This is a genomic window from Akkermansia sp. N21116 (assembly GCF_029854705.2).
In the GTDB taxonomy this organism is placed as follows: domain Bacteria; phylum Verrucomicrobiota; class Verrucomicrobiia; order Verrucomicrobiales; family Akkermansiaceae; genus Akkermansia.
In genome coordinates this window covers 2,960,910-2,982,118 of the sequence record NZ_CP139035.1, presented here as the reverse complement: position 1 = coordinate 2,982,118, position 21,209 = coordinate 2,960,910, and the positions used below count along the sequence as shown (strand labels likewise).

At 54.0% G+C, this 21,209-nt stretch carries 18 protein-coding genes; 12 read left to right on the top strand and 6 right to left on the bottom strand.

The genetic code is table 11. From position 1 onward, the window contains the following. Positions 1-7: 7 nt before the first annotated feature. The 4 genes from QET93_RS11210 to QET93_RS11195 all read left to right on the top strand — a co-directional run bounded on the left by QET93_RS11210 (position 8) and on the right by QET93_RS11195 (position 4,294). Positions 8-1,063, top strand: coding sequence for an HlyD family efflux transporter periplasmic adaptor subunit (locus tag QET93_RS11210; RefSeq protein ID WP_280132388.1), 1,056 nt, complete (start codon positions 8-10; stop codon positions 1,061-1,063). Between the two features lie 85 nt (positions 1,064-1,148). After that, a complete protein-coding gene (proB, locus tag QET93_RS11205) occupies positions 1,149-1,904 on the top strand; it encodes a glutamate 5-kinase (protein ID WP_280127225.1) in 756 nt (251 codons plus the stop codon). Beyond that, complete coding sequence (locus tag QET93_RS11200; protein WP_280132389.1) at positions 1,904-3,178, top strand: glutamate-5-semialdehyde dehydrogenase; 1,275 nt, start codon at positions 1,904-1,906, stop codon at positions 3,176-3,178. The genes proB and QET93_RS11200 overlap by 1 nt, the downstream gene beginning before the upstream one ends. Positions 3,179-3,274: 96 nt before the next feature. Continuing rightward, on the top strand, positions 3,275-4,294 hold the full coding sequence (locus QET93_RS11195; RefSeq protein ID WP_280132390.1) for a chorismate-binding protein: 1,020 nt from the start codon (positions 3,275-3,277) through the stop codon (positions 4,292-4,294). Between the two features lie 49 nt (positions 4,295-4,343). Here the strand turns inward: QET93_RS11195 and QET93_RS11190 are convergent, their stop codons facing one another. Then, positions 4,344-4,841, bottom strand: coding sequence for a hypothetical protein (locus tag QET93_RS11190; protein WP_280127222.1), 498 nt, complete (start codon positions 4,839-4,841; stop codon positions 4,344-4,346). 219 nt (positions 4,842-5,060) lie between these two features. Between QET93_RS11190 and QET93_RS11185 the strand changes: the two genes are divergently transcribed. The 6 genes from QET93_RS11185 (at position 5,061) to QET93_RS11160 (ending at position 12,329) form a co-directional block, all read left to right on the top strand. Continuing rightward, positions 5,061-5,681: an N-acetyltransferase gene (locus QET93_RS11185; RefSeq protein ID WP_280127221.1), complete on the top strand. Its 621-nt coding sequence runs from the start codon at positions 5,061-5,063 to the stop codon at positions 5,679-5,681. Between the two features lie 141 nt (positions 5,682-5,822). Continuing rightward, on the top strand, positions 5,823-8,054 hold the full coding sequence (locus tag QET93_RS11180) for a TIM-barrel domain-containing protein (protein WP_280132391.1): 2,232 nt from the start codon (positions 5,823-5,825) through the stop codon (positions 8,052-8,054). A gap of 306 nt (positions 8,055-8,360) precedes the next feature. Next, on the top strand, positions 8,361-8,519 hold the full coding sequence (locus QET93_RS11175) for a hypothetical protein (protein WP_280127219.1): 159 nt from the start codon (positions 8,361-8,363) through the stop codon (positions 8,517-8,519). Between the two features lie 15 nt (positions 8,520-8,534). Continuing rightward, positions 8,535-9,182, top strand: coding sequence for an ankyrin repeat domain-containing protein (locus tag QET93_RS11170; protein ID WP_280132392.1), 648 nt, complete (start codon positions 8,535-8,537; stop codon positions 9,180-9,182). A gap of 370 nt (positions 9,183-9,552) precedes the next feature. Beyond that, complete coding sequence (locus tag QET93_RS11165; RefSeq protein WP_280132393.1) at positions 9,553-10,335, top strand: hypothetical protein; 783 nt, start codon at positions 9,553-9,555, stop codon at positions 10,333-10,335. A 68-nt stretch (positions 10,336-10,403) separates the two neighbouring features. Continuing rightward, positions 10,404-12,329, top strand: a complete 1,926-nt coding sequence (locus QET93_RS11160) for a prolipoprotein diacylglyceryl transferase family protein (RefSeq protein ID WP_322189992.1) — start codon at positions 10,404-10,406, stop codon at positions 12,327-12,329. Positions 12,330-12,353: 24 nt separating this feature from the next. On the opposite strand, the gene QET93_RS11155 is transcribed toward QET93_RS11160, so the two are convergent. From QET93_RS11155 to QET93_RS11135, 5 genes are all read right to left on the bottom strand, one after another. Further along, positions 12,354-12,866, bottom strand: a complete 513-nt coding sequence (locus QET93_RS11155; RefSeq protein WP_322189991.1) for a DUF4328 domain-containing protein — start codon at positions 12,864-12,866, stop codon at positions 12,354-12,356. 55 nt (positions 12,867-12,921) lie between these two features. Continuing rightward, positions 12,922-13,974, bottom strand: a complete 1,053-nt coding sequence (locus QET93_RS11150) for a 2-oxo acid dehydrogenase subunit E2 (protein ID WP_280132396.1) — start codon at positions 13,972-13,974, stop codon at positions 12,922-12,924. Positions 13,975-13,995: 21 nt separating this feature from the next. Next, on the bottom strand, positions 13,996-16,692 hold the full coding sequence (locus tag QET93_RS11145) for a 2-oxoglutarate dehydrogenase E1 component (protein ID WP_280127213.1): 2,697 nt from the start codon (positions 16,690-16,692) through the stop codon (positions 13,996-13,998). A 168-nt stretch (positions 16,693-16,860) separates the two neighbouring features. Next, entirely contained in the window at positions 16,861-17,541 is a 681-nt protein-coding gene (locus QET93_RS11140) for an HAD-IA family hydrolase (protein WP_280132397.1), read from the bottom strand. Continuing rightward, entirely contained in the window at positions 17,538-18,953 is a 1,416-nt protein-coding gene (locus QET93_RS11135) for an LptF/LptG family permease (protein ID WP_280127211.1), read from the bottom strand. Before QET93_RS11135 ends, QET93_RS11140 begins: the two co-directional genes overlap by 4 nt. Before the next feature lie 224 nt (positions 18,954-19,177). Here QET93_RS11135 and QET93_RS11130 point away from each other — a divergent pair, with 224 nt between their 5' ends. Both QET93_RS11130 and QET93_RS11125 read left to right on the top strand, forming a co-directional pair. Beyond that, a complete protein-coding gene (locus QET93_RS11130) occupies positions 19,178-19,693 on the top strand; it encodes a hypothetical protein (protein WP_280132398.1) in 516 nt (171 codons plus the stop codon). A gap of 73 nt (positions 19,694-19,766) precedes the next feature. After that, positions 19,767-21,185, top strand: coding sequence for an MBL fold metallo-hydrolase (locus QET93_RS11125; RefSeq protein ID WP_280127209.1), 1,419 nt, complete (start codon positions 19,767-19,769; stop codon positions 21,183-21,185). Positions 21,186-21,209: the final 24 nt, after the last annotated feature.

Genomic DNA, 21,209 nt, shown 5'->3' with positions numbered 1-21,209 from the left:
CCATTTCATGAAACCGGATGCTCATAAGGGAACGCAATGGGTGCTCATTGCTATTCTCGTGTTGCAAATAGGCATTCTCTGTTTTGTCGGTCTCCGGAAATCGGAACCTCTTGAATGCGAGGTTTCCATGAATTCTCCCGCAAACCAGCTTCTCCCTCCGTTGGAGGAAAAGCAGCAAGCGGCGCCGGAACCGGTGTGCGTGTTTGGCACGGTGGAAGCCCTGCATGAGACGGAACTGACCTCCGGTGTTACGGGATTCGTCGAATGGATCAGTCCGGAATTGACTCCGGGAGGCAAGTTTCGCAAAGGGCAGGAAATGCTCAAGGTGGGCAAGTTGGAGTATTTGGCTCGCTTGTCCCAAGCCAAGGCGGATTTGGAACAAACTCGCCTGGAAATGGTCGAAGAAAAAGCCCAGGCTATTAATTCGGTGGGTTCCTGGGTGGGAGATAAATCGCACAAGCAGGGAAGTTCATCCGAACTGCTTGTCAGGCTTCCGCATCGCCGGGCTTTGGCTGCGCGTGTCGAGGCTATGGAGGCGGAAGTCAAAATTGCGGAGCAAGCGCTTGAGAGAACTACGGTTGTGGCCCCATACGATTGCGTGATCGGCTCCCGCTTGGTCGACAAGGGAAGCCGGGTGCAGGATGGTACTCCTGTTGCTTCGTTGTTTTCCTTGGATGAGCGGGTGGTGCGCGTTGCCGTTCCTGTCAAAAATCTTGAACAACTGGGGTGGAACTCCGAGGGAAATACCAATGCCCGTGTGTATGCCTATATCCAGGTGGGGGAACTTCGCTACCAATGGGAAGGGAAGGTGGATCGGCTGGAGGGACGGGTGGATCCCAAATCGGCTGATTTGATGCTGGTGGCCCGTATGGATGCCAATGAGGCGAATCCGGTTAATTTGCGTGTGGCGCCGGTTGGATTGTCTGTCCGCGTCGAGTTGTTGCCGTCCGGTGTAGCCGGTGATGGTGCCGATGGCGTTCCCGTATTGAAGCAAGAAGAGCGACCTGCGGGAGAACCTTGTCCTCCAATGCCTGCCTCCGCCCCTCCGGGAGTTGCAGCCTGATTTGTTTGATTCTGCTTCAGGAGGGAATGACCGGATGGTCGTTCCTTTTTTGTTTTTACTAATCGATAACCATGCGAACAATGATATGAAAATAGTTGTAAAAGTCGGGACAGGCGTTCTGACCAAACAGGAATCCGGCACTTTGGACGAAGCTTCCATCGTGCATCTCGTGAGTGCATTGGCCTCGTTGATGGAGGACGGTCATCAAGTCTTTCTCGTCAGTTCCGGCGCGGTGGGGGCCGGGGTGAATGTGATGGGGCTTTCAGCCTATCCGTCCGAACTCTCGGTCAGGCAGGCTTGTGCTGCCGTCGGACAGACCCGCCTGATGCATATTTACGACAACCTTTTCCAGCACTTCGGGATTAATGCCGCCCAGCTCCTGTTGACGGCCGACGACTTGCGGGACAGACGGGATTATGTGCATGCAACGCTGGATTGCCTGGCGAAACGCGGCAATATCATTCCTATTATCAATGAGAACGACACGGTTGCTGTCCAGGAATTGAAGTTCGGAGATAACGATATTCTTTCCGTTCTGATGGCGGAATTGATCCAGGCTGACAGGTTGTTCCTCTTGACCGGGGTGGATGGCTTGTACCCGCCGGACGAGGAACGCAAGACGATTATCTCCGAAGTGGAGAATGTGGATGATGTGCTGGGATTTGCAGGAGAGGACCACGGGAAGTTTTCCATGGGAGGTATGCATGCCAAGCTCCGTGCCGTCAAACGCGCCGTTGAATCGGGGATCGGTACATGGATCGTCAATGGATACTGCCCGGAACGCATCGGGGAGTTGATGGAAGGCCGCGGAATAGGAACTTATTTCAAACCTGTACGGTGATGAATCCCTTGACCGTTTATGGAGAACGCGCCCGTGACGCAGCCATTGCCATGCAGGGGCTGGGTACTGCCCGCAAGAACGAGGCCTTGGAACGCATGGCTGCTTTGCTGGAGGAAGAAACTCCGGCCATCCTGCAGGCTAATGCAGCGGATGTCCGTATGGCTTGTGAAGAGGGACGCAATGCGGCGTTTATCGACCGGCTGATGCTGGATGCCGGGCGCATGCGCCAAGTGGTGGCCTGTGTCCGCAAGGTTGCTTCCCTGCCTGATCCTTCGGGGCGGATACTGGAGGAGTGGAGCCGTCCCAATGGGCTTATCATCAGAAAGGTAAGTGTACCGATCGGTGTAATCGGGTTTATTTACGAGAGCCGGGGCACGGTGACGTGCGATGCGGCGTCTTTGTGCGTGAAGGCAGGTAATGCCGTGATTCTTCGCGGAGGGAAGGAGTCCCGCAGGACGAATGAAGTGATGATCGGAGCTATCCGGCGTGCTTTGGTGGAAAGCGGATTGCCTGAGGATGCCGTTCAATTGGTAGCCGGCGGCGGCCGTGACGAAGTCCGCCAGTTGTGCGAGTTGGAAGACTATGTCCATGTTCTGATTCCCCGGGGAGGCAAGGGACTGGTTTCTGCTGTAAGCCAGTATGCGCGCATGCCTGTCTTAAAGCACCTGGACGGTATTTGCCATACTTACGTTGATGCCTCGGCGCGGTTGGAGATGGCCCTGAATATTTGTGACGATGCCAAGACCCAGCGTCCGGGCGTTTGCAACGCGATGGAGACCCTCCTGGTCTGCCGCAACATTGCTTCGGAATTTCTGCCTCGTCTGGCAGCCAGAATGGAGCGGCGGGGAGTGGAGCTGCGCGGGTGTCCGGAGAGCCTTCCTTTGCTGGGTAATGCGGCTTCTCTGGCCAGTGAAGAGGATTGGAGGACGGAGTACGAGGATTTGATTCTTTCCGTTTGTATTGTTGATGGACTGGATGCCGCCATAAGTCATATCAACCGTTACGGTTCTCACCACAGTGATGCCATTGTCACGGAGGATGCCGGAGCGGTGAAGCTTTTCATGACGATGGTGGATAGTGCATGCGTTTACCATAATTGCTCGACTCGGTTCAGTGATGGGGAAGAGTTCGGCTTTGGCGCGGAAATCGGCATTGGTACGGGTAAACTCCATGCTCGGGGGCCTATGGGGCTCCGGGAGTTGACGACGTACAAGTACGAGATCGAAGGCTCCGGGCAGCTGAAGGATCATGACAGAGTCAGGGGGGTGGAATGAAAACGCCTCTCAGCCACTTCATCCCAATGGGAAGGCGGGCATGATGCCAAATCGCGCTGGATTCCGGCAGGGGAGGGGGCTATATTCATCGGTATCGTGAATTTGCCTCTGCCCCCAGATATCCATTCCGGAGCGTTTGTCCGCCTCGACGGTGGTCGCGTCTTGTGGGGGATCGGGCCGTTTTCCGAAGCGGCGGAACCTCCTGGCGAAGGTGTGGCTTTCTATATTAACTCGTTCGATTTGTCGGATCCGCTACCGTGGAAGATTCCTGCACGGGTGGAAGAAACATCTTCTCCTGTCGGCAGGGTGACGAAGGAAGTGGATATTTCCTGGGAGGCTCCCGCGCCCGATTCTTTTGCCCAGGTTTTTTCCGAGATGATGGCCGAAATCGAAGCCGGACGCCTCGAAAAAACAGTTCCGGCCTTGGCTGAATCCGGGGTGCTGCATCGGCCTGGCGATGTGGCGGAATTGATGGTTAGGTGTCTGGATGCGTCTCCGAAATTGTATCCGTACGGTTTTTGGGCGGGCGGGGAAGGGTTTTGCGGAGTGACTCCGGAGTATCTTTTTATTCAGGAGGGACGCACTCTGGAAACCATGGCATTGGCCGGAACGGCCCGTCCGGAAGACGAAAATGTTTTCATCCATGATTCCAAGGAAATCCGGGAACACGAGATCGTGGCCGGTACACTGATGAGCAGACTGGCCCCGTATGGACGCCTGACGCGTTCTCCACGCGGGATTTTGAATCTGGATACGTTGATCCACATGTATTCCTCCATCCATTTGGAAACGCGGGATGCCAAGTCTCCCGGATTTTGGATCAACCTCTTGCATCCGACGCCTGCTCTGGGATCCAAGCCCCGTACTCCGGAAACCCTGCGGCAGCTTCAGGAGTGGAGGGATCGCATGCTTTGCCCACGTCAGTTCGGAGCCCCCTTCGGCATTTCCGTGGACGGCAAGGCGATCCTGCTGGTGGCCATCCGTTCCCTCCATTGGGAGGGCGATCATATTGCCCTGACTGCCGGATGCGGAGTCGTACGGGGATCGGGCCTGATCCATGAATGGCGTGAACTGGCTTTGAAGCGCCGCACGATTCTCCATTCCCTCGGGTTATAGGAGGATACGATACGGTTGCCTGAAGCGATATCCCTAGTGTCGTGGAATACTACCTGGGTCTGGCTTCATCCGGAGCGGCTCTTCCAAAGGCTTCGATAAGCATGCCGTTACGATCAAAAAAGAGGAGAACCCAGGAACTGGCATCGCTGCCGAGAGCAAGAATAGGACCTTTGAAGTGCGTCAGTGCCTGATCGATGAAGTCGTTGTCGCTGATGAGATGGCGCAGGAAACTCTCGAATTGTTGTTTTGTACGGATATGCAGCAGGATCAGTTCCGTGGGCGGATCATGGATGATGCATTCGTTGTCAAAGGGGTAGCTTCTGAGAGTTGTCAGGCGCCCGCCGTAGAGTTTGCGGAAGGAGGCTTCTGCATCCGGCAGATTGGTGGTCCCCGATTTGACCATGGCGTCCACACGCTGCCAGTTGTCGAAGAAGCTCTTCGGGGTGGAATAGGGTTCCGCCCGGAGAAGGGGTTCTTCCACGGTGCAGGCTGTCAGCGCCAGGGTGGCTCCGAGAAGCGGAATCAGGTTGTGGAGTGGACTTCTCATGGTTTGACTTGAAGATACTGCACGAATGCTGCCAGGTCAATAGGGAGATGACCGTGTTGACGTCCATGAAATACGAAATTTGTGATCGACAGGTCGGCCTCTTCCAGTTAGAAGCCGCGAATGGATCCTGGTTGACCGGTATGCTACACCTTTGATAAATTAAAACGGCATGTCTTCCTCGGTGGTGCTGAGAGGAGCGCCCCTTTCGATGTTACAATCATGAATGATACACAATTGATCATCCGTCCGGAAACGGAACAGGACCGCAACACAACCGAAACCCTGACAAGAGACGCATTTTGGGATGTTTACCATCCCGGGTGCAGCGAACATCTGATCCTTCACCGTCTGAGATCGGCTTCCGGGATGATTCCGGAACTGAACTTGGTGGCCGAGAGGGAAGGGCGCATTATTGGGCATGGAATGGCGACGAGGGCTAAAATCGTGTCTCCCGGCAGGCGGGATGAAGACCGGATCCTGTGTCTTGGCCCATTGAGTGTTGCTCCTGATTGCCGGAAGCAGGGAGTGGGAGGGGTGTTGATACGGGCGATTGTGTCCCGGGCAAAGGAACTCGGGTTTCTTGCTGTCGTCCTTGTCGGACATCCGGAGTACTACGGACGTTTCGGGTTTCAGTGTACCCGCCCCTGGCAAATCGGTTTGCCGGGCATTGGCATGATTGATGAACTCATGCTTCTGGAGTTGCAGCCCGGAAGCATGAGTAGTGTGGAGGGAGAATTCCATACCGACCCGGCTTTTGAAGTAGGAAGTGAAGAGGTGGAGGAATTCGACAGGCGTTTCCCATTCCGTGAAAAACACATTACGGATACCCAACTTCCGTAGAGATACTCCGGAATCCAGCCACATGTGGGAAGGAGGGAGAAATAGTCTCAATCCGGTATTTTTGCCTGAAAAAGGAGGAGATGATGGAGAAAAGGCAAAGGGGAGTGAAACAAATTCTGTTTCATTTTCGTATATGGGGACATGACTTCTCTTACCAAAATGCTTGCCGTAGCTGGTATTGCCTCAGTCGCATGGACGGATGCCCATGGAAATCCCATCGTCATCGATAATTGCCGGTTTACCTTCATTACACCCAATCTTGTCCGCATGGAATATGCGAACAAAGGGAAATTTTTGGATGACAAGACCTTGTTTGCACAAAACCGGGACATCTTGTTCGATGGCGTTCAGGTCGAAAAAAAAGATAACAACCGCTATGTATTTACGACTCCGGCCATGCGGCTTGAGTATCAGAATGACGGGTTCCCGTTCGGCCAGTCGAACATAAAGGCCAGTTTCAAAATGGACGGCAAGGATTGCGGATGGGGGATGGCCAGTTCCCAGAGGCGCAATCTGAAGGGCGCCATCGCAACGCTGGATGGTATCGGTGGGCCTGTTCCCCTCGAAGAAGGCCTGTTGAGCCGTGACGGCTGGTATTTGATCCAGGACTCGAACAAGGAAGTCCTGAAAAATGACTGGGTAACTCTGCGCGATAGGGATCACGTTCAGGATTTATACCTTTTCGTGTACGGGAACGATTACAAGGCCGCGCTCCAGTCCTTGAAAGCGGTCAGCGGAGCGGCCCCGATGCCGCGCAAGTATGTCCATGGCTCGTGGTACTGCCGCTGGTGGAGTTATACGGCTGATGATTACCGCCAGCTGGTCAAGGAGTACAAGGAACATGACTTCCCGCTGGATATCATGGTTTTTGACATGGACTGGCACCGGAAGGATGGACGGGTGGGTACGGCTCATGCAGGTACTCGCGGATGGACGGGGTATTCCTGGAATCGTCAATTGATCCCCGATCCGGCGGGACTGATCGCAGAGTTCAAAAAGGACAATATCAGCGTAGTCCTGAACGAACACCCTCACGACGGCATCCGCGACCACGAGGACATGTACCCCGCCTTCATGAAAGAAATGGGCCAGGAACCGGTTCAAGGAAAGAATATTGTCTTCGACGCCGGGGACAAAAAGTACATGGATGCCTTTATGAAACATGCCCATGAAGAGTCGGATAAGATGGGCGTGGCTTTCTGGTGGCTGGACTGGCAGCAGGACTACGTTTATCCCGTCGTTCGCGGCACCAACATGAAACATCTTCCCTGGCTCAATCATCTTTACTTCAACTATTCCAAGCAAGACAATCTGCGCGGTGCCGGATTCAGCCGTTGGGGCGGTTGGGGAGACCACCGTCACCCGATCCAGTTTTCCGGCGATTCCGGAGGCAATTGGAACATGTTGAAGTTCGAAATCGAATTGACCGCTACAAGCGGTAACGCCGGATGTTTCTTCTGGGCCCATGATCTGGGCGGATTCTACGGCGGCGAAGATGCGGAACTGATGGCTCGCTGGATCCAGTTCGGTCTGTTGAACTCGTCGCTCCGCCTGCATTCCGTCGGCAATCCCGATCGCCGTCCGTGGAAGTGGGGGGAACAGGCGGAAAACTCCATGCGTTCCGTTTATCATTTGCGTTCCCGCTTGATGCCTTACATCTATTCTTCCGTGCGCCAGTGCCATACGGACATGCTGCCGCTGAACCGTGCCATGTACATCGAGTACCCGGGAGAAGAAGATGCCTATAAAAATCCGCAGGAATTTCTCTTCGGAGACTTGTTGCTGGGGGCTCCGATCACGACAGCTGGCAAAGGCGATGCCAAAGTGGCCGAACAACGCGTGTGGCTGCCCCCGCATGACGTCTGGTACCAGTTCTACAGTGGCAAGAAGTATGACGGCGGTCAATACGTGACGGAAAGCTGCGACATCAACTCTTTCCCCCTCTTTGTCAAGGGAGGTTATCCCATGCCGATGCAGCCATACACCGACCGTATGACATCCGCCGACTTGAAGACACTGGTCGTCCGTTGCTATCCCGGCTCCGAAGGTGCTTCCAACAGTTTCTCCCTGTACGAAGACGATGGAATGACCCGAGACTACGAACAAGGCAAATGTGCTTCAACCAGACTGGATTATTCCCTGAAGGACGGTGTGACGGAAATCACTGTCAACCCCGCCGAAGGTTCCTACCAGGGACAGGTGAAAGCCCGCAGTTACCGCTTTGAACTTCCCTCGACCTCGGCTGACATCCGGGCAACGGTCAATGGAAAAGACGTCCAGGTTACTCCGGATGAATCCCTCCAAGGCTTTACCGTTGAAGTCCCCGAAACCGATATCCGGGAGAAAGTAACGCTGCGTTTCAGCGCCAAATAACTCCTATCGTTACTTTTTTGCCCGTCCATTCTTTCACACAGGTGAAGGGATGGACGGGTCGAATATTCCCCCTGTGTTCTTGTGGCTGCCGTTTCGGTTCTGCGGGGGATTGGTGCCCCCGGTTTATCCCGATATAGATTCAGTCCCGGGGGGCCGGGAATCTTACAAACCTTCTTGATCGACAGAGGCTCTTGCTGCTATGTCGATTCACTGGTTTTCCGGTAGATTTTGTTTTAATCTTCCAGTTTCCGGACTTGTATGGACGGAAGTTCGTCTTACACATAGGAAAGATGGAATTCGACCTTCATGATACAATTTCCGGTGCGCGACATGATTCCTTTCTTCTTCCGTGTCGAAATGATGTCCATGGATTACACATTTGTCAGTGAGAGGGAATTTGTTTCAGCCGTTGTCAGTGTGTTTGATCTGATTGCCAAAGGGCAGTTGATTTTTTATAGTGAATAAAATGAGAATGAAACGATGAGTAGTGAGAATGAAGATCGGGAAAATGTCCCTGGTAAAGAGGAGGACGAACAGGATTTTTTTAATGAAGAAGAGCTGATCCGAGAAGGAATGAATGTTCATGTTCGGGATAGCCAGGGGAGAACTCCCTTGCATGAGGCTGTTCAATTTTGTTTTGATGATGATTCTATTCTGTCTTTGTTGGCTCTCGGGGCTGATATTCATGCACGGGACGTGGAGGGGCGAACTCCTCTGCATCTGTCTAACTCGTATGTCGTAGATATTTTGGTTGCCGGCGGTGCGGACATTAATGCCTGTGATAATCGCGGACAAACTGCATTGCATCTTGCGACCGAATATAACGAAGAAATGAAAGTGGAGATTTTATTGTTTTTGGGCGCGGACGTGAATGTTTGTGATGACGAAGGCAGAACTCCTTTGCATGTTGCCGCTTATTACCGGCATGATTTTATTGTAGATATGCTGCTGCAAGCCGGGAGCAATGTGTTTGCGCTTGATAAAAAAGGGAAAACTCCTCTGGATTTGGCTCAAAATGGTGATCATGATGAATTGGATCGCTGTTTGGATTTTTTGTCCGAGGCTATGCTCAAGGGCGATGAGCTGAGAGAGAAGAATGGGGATTCTTTTGATGGATGCGGTGACTGAGGGGTGAAAATATGGTCTGTGGAGTCTTTGATTGAAACCGGAGCCGACGTGGATGTATGTAATGGTGCGAAAAGGCCTTTTCTGCATGTTGCTGTGGAATAGGACAATATGACTATGATAGTGCTGCTTCTCTGGGCGGGGCTCTTCTTCTTTCTTCCGATGATCATGCCGATCCTCCCTTGGAGTTGATGAAAAGAAACGGAATGCAAAAAATGATCGTTTTTTGGAAAGGCAGCAGACAGGGCGGGAAGGGGACGGGGAAGGCTTGGTAGTTCAGGGGTGGATTAGATTGCCAAAGTGCGATTGATTTTATACTTTATCAAAAAGACTGTTGATACACGTGAGAGGATTTTCTTTAACCAAATACTATATGGATTGTGTAACCGAGGATGGCACGGTTGTTCTTGCTTATGCTTCCGATCTTACTCTGGGGAGTGTCCATGTGAAGCATTCTTCTCTGTTGATTGTTGATATTGACGGGATGGTTGTGTCCCGGCAGTCGTTTATCCGGGGGATGTTGCCGGAGTTTGTGCGTGGCAAGTGGCAGTGGAGATGCTGGCCTCTTTCCATTCAGGGATCGTGGACACCGGTGGTGCCGACTGCCGCCCCGATCAGCTTGTATGGATCGGGGCCATGGAGGAATGTTTCATGGCAATGCCTGGCGCCCCGAGCCAAGGTTTGGATGTCTACAAAGGGATGGCGTCTGGAGGGTACCGGGTATATGGAATGCCTGACCATGAATTTGGAACCGTGGAGTTTACCTTTGGATTCCTTGCATTGGGGGCGGTTTCATGCGGATAATGGACGGGCTCTAACGTGGATTGTATGGGAGGGGGACCACCCCTTGTCGATTATGCTGGAGAATGGGAAACCGATTTCTTTGCCGGGAGGGATTAAGACGAGACCGTCAGGGGAGGGATTGGATTTTGCGGGTTGCAGTCTGGATCTGAGTTGCGAGCGCGTCCTGCGTTCCGGTGATATTTCCGAGACGGTGTTGACTCGTAGCCCCATGGTTTTGAGACGCCTGCTTCCCGATTCTATCCTGCACTTGAAGGAAACCAAATGGGGGGGGCCTGCTTCTTTGGTTGCTCCCGGGTTGGGAGCTCCTGAAAATGGGTATGCCATTCACGAGGTTGTTCGTTTTAAACCATGAATACTATTGTTCGGGGTCTGAGTCTCTTGGTGAGGGGGCGGTTTTTTTATGGGTTTGCTTTTTGTGTCTTGATTCCCTGCCTATTGTGGAATGGAACCCTTGTATGGGAACCTTGGGTGAATCTGGAGGCTATCCATTCTGTGTGGCTTGGAGGTTTGTCCCTGTTTTTCGGCGTTTGCCTGATGGCGGGGGCTATGGTTGCGCTGAAGGTGAAGGGGGGCGGTCTTCCGATGAATGCGTTTCCTCCGCCTAAGTTTGTTTCGACGGGTTTTTACGGGATTGTGCCTCATCCTATTTATTGGGGATTTTGCCTGTCGTGTGCCGGTGTTTCGTTGCTGACGGGGTCGTCGGCCGGCTTGTATGTAATGACGCCGTTGAGCATGTTGGGGTGTGCGGCGATTGTCTGGGGTTATGAGCGCCAGGATTTGATCCGGCGTTTTGGTTCATCGGCTCCGCCGACTCTTTTAGGGCTGCCTCCCGCCAATGGAGAGCGTCCCGGCTGGGTGAAGCGTTTCGCCGGGGTGGCGATGATTGGCGTTGTGTGGGCTCTGGCTTATTATGGAGGGGCGTTGACCGGGGTGGCGGAGAGTGCCCCCGATTGCCGGATTTTTGGCGAAGATGCGGCGGCGGATATTTCTGATGCCGCGATTTGGATTTACCAAAGTATTTATCTGATTGTACCGCTTGTGCTTGTTTTTTCTCTGAATACCAATGCAAAGCTGAGGTGTATGGAGTTGTGGGCATACGGATGTTTCGGGTTGGGGGTGCTTATGTTTCTGATGTTTCCTCTGTCATGTCCCCTGGATGATTTTTATCCGGTAACGCTGGCGGATTTTTGTTTGCAGATGGATCGCGAGGGTCTACCCGATTATTGTATTGCGTTCCCGTCGTTCCATGTATTGTGGGCGTTGATGGTAGCAGGGTTCGCCTGGCGGTATGCACCCCGGTGGCTGATTGCAGCTGCCGTCGTGTGGGCTTGTGCCTTGGCTTGGAGTTGCGTGGAGACGGGGATGCACGGCTGGCTGGATGTGTTGGGGGCCTTGGCGGTTTTTTTTGTGGTTGCCGGCGCGCGGCCTCTTGCCCGGGCTGCGCTGGAATTGGCGGAAAGGCTGGCCAATTCCTGGAGAGCGTGCCGGATTGGTCCATTGCGTATAATCAACCATGGTGCCTACGTGTTTCTGGCTGCGTTTCTTGGGTATGTTCTGGCAGTGTCTCTGGCAGGGAGAGAATATCGGATTGGTATTGCCGTAGTTGCGGTCTGCTCTCTGCTTGGAGCCGGTGTCTGGGCCCAGGTCGTGGAAGGTTCCGCCCGGCTGCTTCGACCGTTCGGTTATTATGGAGCTATCCTTGGGGGGCTGGTTGGCGTCGCAGGAGCGGCTCTGCTTCATCCAGCGTCGGACGGTGGGAACGGGTTTAGTGGCTGGGTCCTGTTTGCCGCGATGGCTGTAGCGTCGCCGTGGATTCAGGCGATAGGACGTTTGCGTTGCCTGGTACAAGGATGTTGCCACGGTCATCCCGTTGGCGATTGCTGTAGGCATTGGGGCATTGTCCATACCAACCCGGCTTCTCGTGTGTGCCGATTGACGGAGTGGGCAGGTGTGCCGCTGCATGCGACGGCGCTGTATTCCATCGGTTTTAATATTGTGAGCGGCTGGGTGTTGGTGCGTCTTTGGTGTACGGGATTGCCTGCCGGATTGTTGATTGGGCTGTATTTTGTCTTGGCCGGATTGTCCCGTTTTGTCGAGGAGTCCTATCGAGGTGAACCTCAGACCGGGAGGCATGGGGGATTGTCCGATTACCAGTGGCTGGCCGTCGGCTTTGTGTGCCTGGCTTTTGTCTTCTGGAATATTCCTTCGGCAATGGTGCCCGTACCGTTGCCGTCGTGGAATTCGGAAGCTCTTGTTCCGGGTGGGTTGCTCGGGGTACTTTATGCGTTTTGCATGAGTATGGATTTTCCGGATTCCAACAAGCGTTTTTCTCGTCTGACTTCCTGAGAGGGTTGACGTTTTTGTATGAATTTATTGTGCTTTGACTGAGACAATGCCGTTCATGACGACGAAGAGGGTTCCCGTCGATATGATGACGGCGCTTTGGGAGATGAGGGAGAAGGCCCATGCTTCGGAAGGGGTGAGCGAGAATCCCAGGCAACTGGCTATGATGCTGGTGGCGATGCCTCCCCATAGCAACCCCCACCATATGAAGACGGGCGCTATGGATTTGTCTGGAGCCGTCGCCCGGCGGATATCCATCAGGACGAGGCAGGGTCGATATAGAAAGAGCGGCGGAATCAGGCATCCGGCGACGGCGGCTCCCGGCGTGTATCGGATGGGGAACTGCCCTCCCTGGGCGGATAACATCTCCACTGATTTGTAGAGCCAAGTGAGGAAGACGGCTGTAGCCAGGAAGAACAGGAAGACGTCCAGAGCCATGAGGGAACTGGTCAGGGTATCCTGAATACCGCAGAGGTACAGGTCTCTTTCCATGGTATACCTGATGTCCGCTACCAGCCGGACGGCGAGGGCTGCGGACATCAGGAAGATACATTTCCGGGTAAGCCGGGAGAGCATGGTGTCCTGGAGACGACAGTTAGAGCTGGAAGACGGGGTTTTCCAGAAGCTCCTTGATCTTGACGAGGAAGGTGACTGCCTGTTTGCCGTCGATAAGCCGGTGGTCGTAGGAAAGGGCCAGGTACATCATCGGGCGGATGACGATTTGACCGTCCTTGGCGACGGGGCGTTCCATGATAGCGTGCATGCCGAGGATGGCACTTTGCGGCGGATTGGGGATGGGAGTGGAGAGCATGGAGCCATACACGCCGCCGTTGGTGATGGTGAAGACTCCACCCTGGAGGTCTTCCATGCCCAGGCGGTTGGTGCGGGCTTTTTCGGAGAGTTCGGCCAGTTCCTGTTCCAGTTGGAGGTGGTTTTTCTCGTCGCAGTTCCGCAGGACGGGGACGGTGAGGCCCTTGTCCGTACCGACGGCAATGGAGATGTCATAATAGTGGTTGGTGATGATGTCGTCACCGTCGATGCGGGCATTGACCTGGGGGACTTCCTGAAGTGCTCCGACGACGGCCTTGATGAAAAAGCTCATGAAGCCGAGGCGTGCTCCGGTGGGGTTGGGCATGCTTTTGAACTGGCGCCGTAATTCCATGATGGCGCTCATGTCGCATTCGTTGAATGTCGTCAATAGGGCAGACTGGTGTTGGACTTCAACGAGTTTTGCTGCAATCGTACGCCTCAAGGGGGACATGCGGGTGCGTGAGTAGCGCGTTTCTTCCACAGGTGACTGGGGGGAGACTGCGGGAACAGGGATGGATGCGGCTGCGGGTTTTTCTTCTACCGGAGCGGGGCGGGGTGCCGGTTGGGCTACCTTGGATGCAACGGGAGAAGGGACTGTCCCGGCGGATGTTGCGGAGATGCGTCCAATAACATCTCCGATGCCGACGTCATTGCCTTCGGGGACGAGGATCTCAAGGATGCCGTTTTCCTGTGCTTCCAGTTCGGATGCTACTTTGTCCGTTTCCAGAGTGACGAGTACGTCTCCTGCGTTGACTCGGGCTCCGGATTCAACGTTCCAGGTAGAGATGGTGGCCGATGTGACGGATTCACCGAAGTTGGGGATGATGATATCGCTCATGAGAGAAAAGATGGTAAGAGGTTAGAGGGTTTCACGGGTGTTGAATGCGGAGCTGAGAAGGCGCTTTTGGGCGGCCTTATGCAGGGATTTGGCACCTTCTGCGGGGCACGCCATGGCGAGACGTCCGGCGTATCGGAAGGAGGCGGAGAGGATCCTGTTGAGACGGGGACGGATGTGATTCCACGGTCCCATGTTTTCCGGTTCTTCCTGGCACCAGCAGTAATCCCGGATGTGTTCGTAGGGGGCCAAGGTGTAGGTGAGCAGTTCGTCGTAGATGGGGTAGAGCTGTTCGATCCGGACGATAAGAGTGTCTGTGATACCGTGTTCCCGGCGATAGTTCATGAGGTCGTAGAAGACCTTGCCGGAACATAGGATGACGCGTCTGCACTCCCGGGGGGTCGGAGATTCCGGGTCGGGGAGGATTTCCTGGAACCCGGATGGGGAGAGGAAGTCCTTCATGGGGGAGACGGCGTCCGGCAGGGAGAGCAGGCTCTTGGGGGTGAAGATTACCATCGGCTTGGCTGCCTTCTGCTTGATTTGGCGGCGGAGGGCATGGAAGAGCTGGGCGGGAGTCGTCAGGTTCAGGATTTGCATGTTGCGCTGGGCACAGAGTTGCAGGTAGCGTTCGATTCTCGCGCTGGAGTGTTCCGAACCGGCTCCTTCGTATCCGTGGGGCAGGAGTAGGGTAATGCTGGAGCCCTGGCGCCACTTGGCTTCCGCCGCTGCGATAAACTGATCAATGATAACCTGTGCTCCGTTGGCAAAATCGCCGAACTGGGCTTCCCACATGGTGAGTGTATCCGGAGAACCGAGGGAGTATCCGTATTCGAAGCCAAGGATGGAGGCTTCCGACAGGGAGGAATTGAAGATGCGGAAGGGGGCCTGATCTGGGGAGAGGTGTTCCAGCGGGATGTGAATGGCTCCCGTTTCCTGATCGTGGACGACGGCGTGGCGGTGCGAGAACGTGCCTCGCTGGCAGTCTTGTCCGCTAATGCGGACGGGAGTGCCTTCCATCATTAGTGAACCCCAGGCGAGGGCTTCTCCCATGCCCCAATCGAGAGGAGTCCCGTTTTCGAAGGCGGCTTTGCGACGGGCAAATACGCGCTTTTCCAGAGTGGGGTGAAGGTGGAATCCTTCCGGAAGGCGGGTGATGCCTTCTCCGACGAAGCGGTACATATTCGGCGTGATGCCGGTGTTGATAATGTCGTGCGAGTATGGCAGGACGCCGTGGCCGCGGGTCGAGGAGAGGGGCGGCATGATGGAGTGGACAGACATGACAGAGAGCTGCTGGAGCTGTTCTTCCATAGCTTGCCACTGGCGGTCTGCTATTTCCTTGAAGCCGGCTTCGGTCAGGTCGCCGCGCTCGATGAGTTCGCGGGAATAGCTGGCAACGGCTCCAGGGTGGTTGGCGATTGTAGCCGCCAGCATGGGGTTGGTGAAGGAGGACTGGTCGGTTTCATTGTGACCGAGCTTGCGGTAGCAATAGATGTCCAGCACGATGTCGAAGGCGAATTTCTGGCGGAAGTCGAGGGCAAAAAGGGCGGCCTTGACAAGGGCTTCGGGAGACTCTCCGTTGACATGAAGAATAGGAGCCTGCACCATCTTGGCCATATCCGTTGCATAACGGCTGGAACGCGCTTCGCCCGGATCGGTTGTGAAGCCGATCTGGTTGTTGACGATGATATGGATGGTGCCGCCGGTCTTGTACCCCCGCAGTTGGGATAGGTTCAGCACTTCGCTGACGAGGCCTTGTCCGGCAAATGCGGCATCTCCGTGGATGAGGATGGGCAGGACTTTCTTGCGGGCATTGTCACCGATTTCATGCTGGACGGCACGGGCGCGGCCTTCCACGATGGGGTCGACGGCTTCGAGGTGGCTGGGATTGGCGGAAAGGGTGACGTCCAGCGACTGCCCGTCCGGGAAGGTGAGGGTGGTAGCGTAACCGAGGTGGTATTTGACGTCGCTTCCTCCTTCGGGGTTGTCCGGCATGTAGTCGGGCGTGAATTCGTAGAAGATATTGCGAAGGGATTTGTGCAAGATATTGGCCAGGACATTCAGGCGTCCGCGGTGGGCCATTCCTAGTTCCACATGGGAGATTTCGTTGGCGGGGCAGTTGTCCAAGATACTTTGGAGGAGGACGATCAAGCCTTCTCCGCCTTCGAGGGAGAAGCGTTTTTCACCAAGGAATTTTTTGCCCAGGAATTCTTCAAATTGTTCCGACTGGAGGAGTTTTTCCAGAGCGGAGATACGTTTTTCCGGTGTATTGAGAACTTCCTGATCGCTGGATTCGATTCTGGCCTTGATCCAGTTGACGATTTCCGGGGAATCAATGTGGGTGTATTCGTAACCCGTCTTGTCGCAATACAAGTCGAACAATCGGCAGATTGTTTCCGCATCGGCGCAAATGCCCTCCGGCAGGGAGGCAAGGCGTTCTTCCCTGGAAATGGGATAGAGCGGGTTGATGTCCGCAAAATGGTGACCGTTGCGGCGGAAGTAGGTAGACGGATCGGCTGAGACGATTTCTTGAACGGTTTCCACAGGAACAAAAGGCAACCTGGATGTCGGCCTTGAAGGTGCGGCTTCTTTGCCGGAACCGAGGGCATAGCCTTCAAAGTAGGCGGCCCAGACGGGATCCACGGATGTGGGGTCATTGTTCCAAGATTGGTAAAGCAGTTCGATTTCAGTTGGATTTAAGCGAGCGAAGATAGAGGAGCTCATGAGATTCTTGATTCTCTTACACCCTAGAACTTGAAACTGTAAAATCAAAATTCAAAATCCCGGAAAGAGTCGGAAAAAGTGTCATGCAATATCAATGTCTTTTGTTATATCGCACAATAGACTTGTACTTAAAAGTTTGAGGCGGATGCGATTTTCCGGTGGAATCGACTAGCGAGCCAATGGGGAATGCTGCAACAGTTCCAGAACCTTATGCAAGGAGGAGACACGGCAGGTCGCCAGTTCAAAATTGGCGCATTCGGTGATTCTGTTCGGAACGGCAATGACCGGGATTCCTGCGCGATGGGCGGCTGTTGTGCCGTTTTCGGAGTCTTCGATGACGAGGCAGTCCGCAGGGGGCAGGGACAGTCGCCGTGCCGATTCAACGTACAAGGCTGGATCCGGTTTGACGGGTAGCCCGTCGTCTCGGCAGAGGACGGAGACAAAGCGGTCGCGAATCCCCAGTTTTTCCAACCATCCGTCCACCCATCGATGGGATGAACTGGAGGCTACGGCCAATGGCAGGGCTTGTTTCCGGCACCAGTTTAACAGTTCCAAGGCACCGGTCATTAGCCCGGAATGGGCCAGATCGGCATGGATGCGTTTTTGGCGTTCGGCATTGATGGTCTCCCAGTCGTATGTTTTACCCGTGAGGCTTTCCAGATGGTCGGCCGGATTCCAGTGCGTGTATCCGCTTCCGAGGCATTGGTTGAAGCAGTCCAAAGGCAGGGCATGCCCGTGAGCCCGGAACACGCGTTCCCAGGATTGATAAATGGCCCATTCCGTGTCGACAAGGACACCGTCGAAGTCAAAAAGAACAGCTTTGGGGAAGGGAACGGGCGATTCGATCATGAGGGGATATGGGGATTACGGGAGGCTGCCCGTTCGGCTTTAAACTGGGCGAACCACTCTTGGAACGAACGCATGGCAAGGCGCTTCTTGAAAAGGTATACGGCAATGATGGCGTAGATGATATTAGGCAGCCAGGCTCCCAGCCAGGAAGGGAAGTAACCGGCAGATGCCAGTGTCGGAAAAAATTCGTAGAGGAACAGCATGGCGGCAGCCAGGAAAATGGCAATGCCGATGCCCGCCATTGGGGAACGCCTCTGGAATGTAATGGCTGAAGGGATGGCGATGATGCCCAGCAGGATGCAGGAGAAGATTTTAGCAATACGGACATGCCATTCCGTATGCAAAGCCCGGGACATCTTGGGATTGACGGAGCGATTGTCGATAATGCTTTTGATGGTTGGCGTTCCTTGCGTATCAACACGAAACGACGGCGAAATCAACTGCCAGGGCGTTTCCGGGAATTCGGTTACCAAGGTAGGATGAATCTTTTTTTCGAATTCCGGGACGATTTCCAAGTTTTTCGGAGTTTCATTGTGTTTGCGGTAAACGGCATTCTTGAACGTCCAGACTCGTGTGGCATGGTTCCAAGAAGCAGAATCTGCGAAAATTTCGTAATTCAACACACCGGGAGCGGAGAATTGTTCGATATGAACATCGATAAGAGGCGCACCCGGAGAATCGATTTCAGGAGGGATGCGAATATTCCAAATGCGCCCGGCTACTTCGTTTTTATATCGGCAGGCTTTGGCAAAAGGGTTGTTTTCCATATTTCGGCTGTCGGATATGGATGCAAACAGGAGCTTGCGGTATAGCGTGGAATTGGGCGCCCAGTGGAACCCGAAAATTCCGAAATACGCCGCCACGAAGCAAGAACCTACAATAATGGGCGCCGTGATGCGCAGAAGGGAACGCCCGGATTGCAGCATTCCGGTGATTTCCGAAGATCCGGACAACTTGCTGAGTGCCCACAATACGCCGAGCAGCAGCGTGTAGGGAAGCACGAGATTGAGAATCATCGGCATCTGCAGCAAGTAAAAATGGACGGTAGATAGAATGGGATCGTCAAATTCCCCGAATTCTCCCACATTCTCTGCGAAGTCCCCCAGAATGAAGATCAGGGAGAGGATGCCCGTACATAACAGGAAGGATGACAGGAACATCCGGGTAATGTACCGATCCATGATATCGATGAAAGCATAGATCAATGCCCCGACTGCCGGCAGGAAACACCCGATGGATATCAGCCAGGGCCGTAATGACTGGGCAAGTGGATACTCTGCCCGCGTGCCGGGGATTTCCCATTGCATCTGCGACCACTCGCGGTTCATCAAATAGAAGGCCAGCACGCTGCCGATCCCCAAAGTCAGGATAAATGGCAGAAATCGACGGAGCTGTGCAGAGGCTGAACTCATGGGGACGGAGCGCATTATAATAACCCGCTCAGGGAACGGAAGCCTGAATTTTGCCTTCACCCGGTAAGTTTACGTTTCCTTGTCTTTCTCTTTTTTACCAGGTACCGGGTTGGGGGATGGAATGATCCTGGAGAGGTGGCTTTGCTGTATGAATGACGCATGAGGTAGGATGTGTGCCGCCGTGGTATCTTGACATATTTGCGGAGAGCTAGCACGATTTGGATATGAATGTAAAAATTGCAAAGTGTTTGTTGTTCGTGTTCATGCTGGGATGTGCCGTCGTGTTGCCGTCCGGGGCTGAAGAAAAACCACTGGAGGAGGGGGACTCTCCCGCCCGTGTGGAACTCCTGGCTTTCAACCGCGTCGTAGCGAGCTTTGAAGGCGTGGAGCATAAACCCTGCATGTTTCGGACTTCGCTGTGTCCGGACAAGTGCGGACATGCACGTGACGTGGCGCGTTTCAAGGTTGTCCGTTATTTGAATTACGGGTGTTTCGGTAAGTATGGCGATGCCGAGCAGGAGGTATTTTTTGTGAATATGAAAGAGAATGGCAGAGAAGATCCCCAGTCTCCTGCCGTCCTGGCGGCAATCCGCGGGCTGAAGAAAGGGGATATGGTCGAACTGTCATGGGCTCATTTGTATGTGACTCACGGCGGGGTATCTTCCCCTCAGCGCCGGGTGTTGGGGATTGCTCCTGTCCCATCCGAGGTCCGTCAGGAACCGGGAACGGTGGAATCGTAGTACCTCTTGTTGCCGTGGGGGAAGAAGAGTCTCCTTGATTTCCGGATGTTTTTGCATTAAAAGTAGGTTCCATATGAAAATCAAATTCTGCGGTGCAGCAGGGACGACGACTGGGTCCCAACATTTGCTGGAAGTGAACGGCGCTCGTATCCTGCTGGATTGCGGGATGTTTCAGGGCCGGCGTGAGGAATCCCTGAGGATTAACCGAGAGTTTCCGTATTTTGATCCGAAGGGGATTGATTGTGTCGTTCTGTCTCATGCGCATATCGACCACTCCGGAAACCTGCCGAATTTGGTGAAAAAGGGCTTTGACGGCAATATTTATTGTACGCCGGCGACGCGAGACCTGTGTCTGATCATGCTGGCTGATGCCGCCCGCATTCAGGAACACGATTGTGCGTTCATTAACAAGATTAATGCCCGTAATGGTATTCGCGGCCCTCTTGCCGTGCCGAATTATACGCCTCAAGATGCCGAGATGTGTACGCGCCTGTTCATGAATATCAACTACGAACGCCCTCAGATGATTGCTCCCGGCGTCACGTTGTCTTTCTATGATGCGGGCCACATTCTCGGTGCAGCCCAGGTTTGCCTGGATATTGTTGACGAGGATGACGGAGGACGGAAGAAAAGATTGGTATTTTCCGGTGACGTGGGGCGCGGAAATAACGAACTGCTGAGGGATCCCGTCCCAGTACCGGATGTGGATATCCTCATTATGGAATCGACGTACGGAGGACGTCACCATGAGTCTCCTCCAAGGGATGACGAGACGTTTTGTGCCTGTATTGAACGATCATTGGAACGAGGCGGCAGCATTTATATTCCCGCTTTTGCCGTGGAACGTACTCAGCAGCTCCTGTATTTGCTTCACAAAGCTTTTCAGGAAGGTAAGCTGCCGCAGCTTACCGTGTATGTGGATAGCCCGATGGCGGTAAGTGCCACGGAGATTTACAGGCTCCATCCCGAATGTTTCAACTCCGAGGCGTATGAGTTCTTGTTCCGGGAGAAAGATCCGTTCGGGTTTGAACATTTGCGGCTGATCCGTTCTGTTGAGGAATCCCAAGCCCTGAACAAAATGAAGGAACAGGGGATTATTATTTCCGCTTCGGGCATGTGCGAAGCTGGACGCATTCTGCATCATCTGGCCAATAATATCGGTAATCCCCGCAATACGGTCTTATTTGTGGGTTATTGTGCTCCATCTACGTTGGGGCGCAAGATTATGGACGGTTGGAAAGATGTGCCTATTCTGGGCAAGCAGTACACGGTTCGGGCGGCAATCGAAGAGATGGATTCGTTCTCGGGACATGCCGACCACGATGAATTGCTTAGTTATTTCAAGGAAATGGGGGGCTCTCGCTCTACTGTCTTCCTCGTCCACGGTGAACCGAAAGCTTCCCAGGCGATGTATGATGCCTTGCAGGAGGAGTTTCCCGACGACGGACGCGATCTTGTGATCGCGGAGCTTGGAATGGAATATCCGGTGTGATGCGATCGACCAGAGGGGGCTGGC

Bases quoted from the DNA above. Each gene is read 5' to 3' on its own strand.
- QET93_RS11210 (WP_280132388.1), top strand. From the start codon at position 8: ATGAAACCGGATGCTCATAAGGGAACGCAATGGGTGCTCATTGCTATT.
- proB (WP_280127225.1), top strand. From the start codon at position 1,149: ATGAAAATAGTTGTAAAAGTCGGGACAGGCGTTCTGACCAAACAGGAA.
- QET93_RS11200 (WP_280132389.1), top strand. From the start codon at position 1,904: ATGAATCCCTTGACCGTTTATGGAGAACGCGCCCGTGACGCAGCCATT.
- QET93_RS11190 (WP_280127222.1), bottom strand. From the start codon at position 4,841: ATGAGAAGTCCACTCCACAACCTGATTCCGCTTCTCGGAGCCACCCTG.
- QET93_RS11185 (WP_280127221.1), top strand. From the start codon at position 5,061: ATGAATGATACACAATTGATCATCCGTCCGGAAACGGAACAGGACCGC.
- QET93_RS11180 (WP_280132391.1), top strand. From the start codon at position 5,823: ATGACTTCTCTTACCAAAATGCTTGCCGTAGCTGGTATTGCCTCAGTC.
- QET93_RS11175 (WP_280127219.1), top strand. From the start codon at position 8,361: ATGATACAATTTCCGGTGCGCGACATGATTCCTTTCTTCTTCCGTGTC.
- QET93_RS11170 (WP_280132392.1), top strand. From the start codon at position 8,535: ATGAGTAGTGAGAATGAAGATCGGGAAAATGTCCCTGGTAAAGAGGAG.
- QET93_RS11165 (WP_280132393.1), top strand. From the start codon at position 9,553: ATGGATTGTGTAACCGAGGATGGCACGGTTGTTCTTGCTTATGCTTCC.
- QET93_RS11155 (WP_322189991.1), bottom strand. From the start codon at position 12,866: ATGTCCGCAGCCCTCGCCGTCCGGCTGGTAGCGGACATCAGGTATACC.
- QET93_RS11150 (WP_280132396.1), bottom strand. From the start codon at position 13,974: ATGAGCGATATCATCATCCCCAACTTCGGTGAATCCGTCACATCGGCC.
- QET93_RS11145 (WP_280127213.1), bottom strand. From the start codon at position 16,692: ATGAGCTCCTCTATCTTCGCTCGCTTAAATCCAACTGAAATCGAACTG.
- QET93_RS11140 (WP_280132397.1), bottom strand. From the start codon at position 17,541: ATGATCGAATCGCCCGTTCCCTTCCCCAAAGCTGTTCTTTTTGACTTC.
- QET93_RS11135 (WP_280127211.1), bottom strand. From the start codon at position 18,953: ATGAGTTCAGCCTCTGCACAGCTCCGTCGATTTCTGCCATTTATCCTG.
- QET93_RS11130 (WP_280132398.1), top strand. From the start codon at position 19,178: ATGAATGTAAAAATTGCAAAGTGTTTGTTGTTCGTGTTCATGCTGGGA.
- QET93_RS11125 (WP_280127209.1), top strand. From the start codon at position 19,767: ATGAAAATCAAATTCTGCGGTGCAGCAGGGACGACGACTGGGTCCCAA.